Annotated in this window: 4 protein-coding genes; all 4 read left to right on the forward strand. The window is 74.8% G+C overall.

Annotation, left to right across the window (positions count from 1 at the left end; translation table 11 throughout):
- The coding region (locus NH342_RS21870) for a hypothetical protein (RefSeq protein ID WP_253018279.1) at window positions 1-1,054 on the forward strand (1,054 nt) is incomplete at its 5' end.
- Between the two features lie 88 nt (window positions 1,055-1,142).
- Window positions 1,143-2,306 carry an ADP-forming succinate--CoA ligase subunit beta gene (sucC, locus tag NH342_RS21875; RefSeq protein WP_253018281.1) on the forward strand — a complete coding sequence of 388 codons (1,164 nt, stop codon included), beginning with the start codon at window positions 1,143-1,145 and terminating at the stop codon, window positions 2,304-2,306.
- Window positions 2,307-2,339: 33 nt separating this feature from the next.
- Window positions 2,340-3,218: a succinate--CoA ligase subunit alpha gene (gene sucD, locus NH342_RS21880; RefSeq protein WP_253018283.1), complete on the forward strand. Its 879-nt coding sequence runs from the start codon at window positions 2,340-2,342 to the stop codon at window positions 3,216-3,218.
- A 150-nt stretch (window positions 3,219-3,368) separates the two neighbouring features.
- On the forward strand, window positions 3,369-4,745 hold the full coding sequence (locus NH342_RS21885; RefSeq protein WP_253018285.1) for a hypothetical protein: 1,377 nt from the start codon (window positions 3,369-3,371) through the stop codon (window positions 4,743-4,745).
- Window positions 4,746-5,007: the final 262 nt, after the last annotated feature.

The following is a 5,007-nucleotide window of genomic DNA, read 5'->3' on the forward strand; positions in this document are numbered from 1 at the left end:
CGCGGCCCGCCGGGCCCCCGCCGCGACGCCCGGCCGGCGCACCCCCGCCCCCCGCGGTGGCACCGGGGCCCCGACCCCGGGTGACGGCCTGGTGGTCGGGACCGTGCCGCCCACCGCCCGGCTCGCCGGCGGGCTGCTCGCCCTGGCCGGTCTCGTGGGCGCGGTCGCCGTCTTCCCCACCTACCTGGACGTCGACGGGCAGCGGCTCTCGCTGGCGACCGGGCCGCTGGACGTGCTGGTCGCGCTGCTGACCCCGCTGGTGGCGTTCGCGGTCGGCGCGCTGACCGCGAGCGGGCGCGTGCCCCGCTTCGGGCTGGCCTACGCCGGGGCCGCCGGCGCGCTCTCGGTCGGCCGGCTGCTGATCGAGCTGTACCAAGGCCTGGCCTCGACCACCCGGCCCGGTGTCGAGGTGCTGGCCGGCGACCTGGTGGTGACCTCGTCGGTGTCGGCCGGGACCGGCTGGCTGCTGGGCGTCGTGGCCCTCGCCCTGACCGTGCTGGCCGGGGCGGCCGCCGTCCCCGCCTTCGGCCGCACGGTCATGGAGGACGCCGGCCGGCTCGACCCGCTGCGCCCGGTCCTGGCCGGCGCCGGCGTCCTGCTGGGGGCGGTCACCGTGCTGTGCCTGGCCCTGCCCGCCGCCGACGTCGCCGACCAGCTGGTCACCGACCCGGCCACCGGCCTGGTCACCGTCGTCACCACCGAGGGGCCGCGCGCGCTGCTGGAGCGGCCCGGCGTGGCGCTGCTGGGCGGGTTGTTGCTGGCCGCGGCACTGCTGCTGGTTGCGGTCGTGTCGGCGTCCCTGCGCCCCCGGCTGGCCGCCGTCGGCGGGCTGCTGGCGGTGGGCGTCGCCGTCCTGCAGGCCGGCCTGTCCGGGCTGCGCGACGCGCTGCACTCCCCGGACCTGGACTGGACGGTGCCCGGGGTGGGCCTGCTCCTGGCGGGCCTGGCCAGCACGGGCCTCGCGGTGCTGGCGTGGCGCTGGCAGCCGGGCGAGCGCGCGGCCGGCGCGGGGGCCGACCCCGCCGAGGACGAGGACGCACCGCTGCGCCGGTGACCGGCGGGCGTGCCGACGCTGTGATGCGCCCCATAGCGGGCCACGAGGGTTCGGCGCAGCGGTTGCGGGGGCGTTACGGTCCCTGTTCGTGGATCTCTTCGAGTACCAGGCCCGTGACATGTTCGCAGCGCACGGCGTGCCCGTGCTCCCCGGCGGCGTCGCCGAGACCCCTGAGCAGGCCGAGGCCATCGCCCGCGACATCGCGGGCCAGGTCGTCGTCAAGGCCCAGGTCAAGGTCGGTGGCCGGGGCAAGGCCGGGGGCGTCAAGCTCGCCGACTCCCCCGAGGAGGCCAAGGCCCGCGCCACCGACATCCTCGGCCTCGACATCAAGGGCCACGTGACCCGCAAGGTCATGGTGGCCAAGGCCAGCGACATCGCCGAGGAGTACTACTTCTCCTACCTGCTCGACCGCTCCAACCGCACCTTCCTGGCCATGGCCAGCGTCGAGGGCGGCATGGAGATCGAGGAGATCGCGGTCAGCAAGCCCGAGGCGCTGGCCCGCATCCCCGTCGACGCCACCGTCGGCGTCGACCGGGCCAAGGCCGAGGAGATCGTCGACGCGGCGAAGTTCCCCGCGGAGGTGCGCGACCAGGTCGTCGAGATCGCCATCAAGCTCTGGGAGGTCTTCTCCGCGGAGGACGCCACCCTGGTCGAGGTCAACCCGCTGGCCAAGGCCCCCGACGGCACCGTGCTGGCGCTGGACGGCAAGGTCACCCTGGACGAGAACGCGGCGTTCCGGCAGGGCGCCCACGACGCCCTCGAGGACGTCGCCGCCGCCGACCCGCTGGAGGCCGCGGCCAAGGCCAAGGACCTCAACTACGTCAAGCTCGACGGCGAGGTCGGCATCATCGGCAACGGCGCGGGCCTGGTCATGAGCACCCTGGACGTCGTGGCCTACGCCGGCGAGGAGTTCGGCGGCGTCCGCCCGGCCAACTTCCTCGACATCGGCGGCGGCGCCTCCGCGCAGGTCATGGCCGACGGCCTGGGCATCATCCTGTCCGACCCGGCCGTGAAGAGCGTCTTCGTCAACGTCTTCGGCGGCATCACGGCCTGCGACGCGGTCGCCAACGGCATCGTGTCCGCGCTGTCGATGCTCGGCGACGAGGCCACCAAGCCCCTCGTCGTCCGGCTGGACGGGAACAACGTGGACGAGGGCCGCCGCATCCTCGCCGAGGCCGACCACCCGCTGGTGACCGTGGTCGACACCATGGACGGCGCCGCCCGCCGGGCCGCCGAGCTCGCCGCCGCCTGACCCCGACCTGCTGACCCCGAAGGGCACCCGAACATGAGCATCTTCCTCACCGAGAACAGCAAGGTCATCGTCCAGGGCATCACTGGCTCCGAGGGCCGCAAGCACACCCAGCGCATGCTGGCGTCGGGCACCGCGGTCGTCGGCGGCGTCAACCCCTCCAAGGCCGGCCAGACCGTGGACTTCGACGGCACCAGCGTGCCGGTGTTCGGCTCCGTCGCCGAGGCGATGAAGGAGACCGGCGCCGACGTCACCGTCGTCTTCGTGCCCCCGAAGTTCGCCAAGGGCGCGGTCGTGGAGGCCGTCGACGCCGGCATCGGGCTGTGCGTCGTCATCACCGAGGGCATCCCGGTCAAGGACTCCACCGAGTTCTGGGCCTACGCCCAGGGCAAGAGCACCCGGATCATCGGTCCCAACTGCCCGGGCCTGATCAGCCCCGGGCGCTCCAACGCCGGCATCATCCCGGCGAACATCACCCAGGCCGGGAAGATCGGGCTGGTGTCCAAGTCCGGCACGCTGACCTACCAGATGATGTACGAGCTGCGGGACATCGGTTTCTCCACCGCCATCGGCATCGGCGGCGACCCGGTGATCGGGACCACGCACATCGACGCGCTGCAGGCCTTCCAGGACGACCCGGAGACCGAGGCCATCGTGATGATCGGCGAGATCGGCGGCGACGCCGAGGAGCGGGCCGCCGAGTTCATCAAGGCCCACGTCACCAAGCCCGTCGTGGGCTACGTGGCCGGGTTCACCGCGCCCGAGGGCAAGACCATGGGCCACGCCGGTGCGATCGTGTCCGGCTCGGCCGGCACCGCCCAGGCGAAGAAGGAGGCCCTCGAGGCCGCCGGCGTCAAGGTCGGCAAGACCCCGTCGGAGACCGCCCGGCTCATGCGGGAGATCGTGGGCGCCTGACCCCCGGCACCGCCCGACGGCGGGGTACCCCTCCTCGGGGGTGCCCCGCCGTCATGCGGTTGCGGGGCGTGTCGGGCGTGGGGACGATGCGTCGCGGACCTGACATCCTGATCACGTCCACGCCGAACCACGCAGGGGAGAAGTCGAGCGATGACGAGCAGCGGACCCGACCAGACCGGGGGTCCCGGACAGGGTCAGCCCGGCTACGGTCAGCAGCCCGGCTACGGCCAGTCCCAGGGGGGCTACGGGCAGCAGCCCCCGTACGGCCAGCAGGGCCAGCCGTCCTACGGGCAGCAGCCCCCGTACGGCCAGCAGCCGCCCTACGGTCAGCAGCCGTCCTACGGCCAGCAGGGCCAGCCGCCGCACGGTCAGCAGCCCGCCTACGGGCAGGGCGCGCCGTACGGCCAGCAGCTCGGCCCGGGCCAGCCCTACGGCCAGCCCGGCTACGGCCCCGGTGGCCCCGGTGGCCCCGGTGGCCAGGGCGGCGGCGGGTTGGACCTCAAGAAGCTCAAGCTGGGCGACTACGTCGTCGCCGGCTCCGCGGTGGCCTACCTGCTGTTCTCGCTGCTGCCGTGGTTCAGCGGCGACTTCGGGTTCGGCTACAGCTACAGCGTCAACGGCTTCGAGTCGGGTCTGATCATCTTCTCGTTCATCCTGCTGCTGGCGGCGGCCGTCTGGGCCCTGCTGCCGGCGGTCACCGACATCAAGCTCGGGTTCCCGCGCAGCTTCGTCACCGTCGGGCTGACCGCGCTGGCGTTCCTGCTGACGCTCATCGAGTGGATCCAGACCTTCTCCGCCGGGTTCAGCGTCTTCGCGCTCCTCACCTTCCTCGTGTCGGCGGCCGCGCTGGCCTTCGCGGTGCTCGGCCTGCTGCCCGAGCTGAAGAACAAGCCCGCGCTGCCCGGAGGCGTGGCCAACGCCGCATCCTGGGCCAACCAGCCCGCGCCCCAGTTCGGCCAGGGCGGTCCGGGCCACGGCGGCCACGGGGCCCCGGGTCAGGGTGGCCCGGGCCAGGGTGGTCAGGGTCAGGGTGGTCAGGGCTACGGCTCGCCGCAGGGCCCGTCGGGCTACGGCTCGCAGCCCGGCTACGGCGCGTCGTCGGGCAACCCCGGCCAGGGACCGTCCCAGGGCCCGGCCGGCGGGTGGGGTGCGCCCCAGCAGTCCGGCGGCTACGGCCAGCAGCCCGGCCAGCAGTCCGACCAGCCGGGCGGTTCGTCGTCCGGCGGCTACGGCCAGCCCTCGGGCTACGGCCAGGGGAGTGCCGGCCAGGGTGGGGCGCCCAGCTCCCACCAGGGGACCCCGGGCCAGGGCGGCTGGGGCCAGTCCACGGGCCCGTCGTCCGGCCCGTCCTACGGGTCGCCGTCGACCGGCTCCTCGGCCTCCTCCGCAGGTGGCTGGAGCTCGACCCCGGCCGGTCCGCCGCCGGCACCGCCGACCTACGCGGCCCCCACCACGCCGCCGCCGCCCCCGGCGGCGGAGACCGACCGCGACCGGGACGCCGACGGCGACAAGCCCGCCGGGTCCTGAGCCCCGCACCCCGTGCACCACGAGACCCGCCCCGGCAGCCGCCGGGGCGGGTCTCGGCGTTGCCCGGCGGGTTCGGCGCGGACCACCGCGCCCGGCTTGGGAGAGTGGTGGTGTGCGCCAGCTCCTGACCCGGTCCCCGCTCCGCGGAGCGGCCGGCCGGCTGCCCGCCCCGGCCCTCGCCGCCGCGGCGACGGCCGCGGTCACCGTCGTCGGGCTGGGCGTGCTGACCCTCGCGCTGGTCGTCGTCGGCGCGCTGGACCCC

Origin of the sequence: Klenkia sp. PcliD-1-E (genome assembly GCF_024124375.1) — a bacterium.
Classification (GTDB): Bacteria; Actinomycetota; Actinomycetes; order Mycobacteriales; family Geodermatophilaceae; genus Klenkia.

Coding starts and splice junctions, on each gene's coding strand:
- sucD (WP_253018283.1), top strand. CDS start 2,340: ATGAGCATCTTCCTCACCGAGAACAGCAAGGTCATCGTCCAGGGCATC.
- NH342_RS21885 (WP_253018285.1), top strand. CDS start 3,369: ATGACGAGCAGCGGACCCGACCAGACCGGGGGTCCCGGACAGGGTCAG.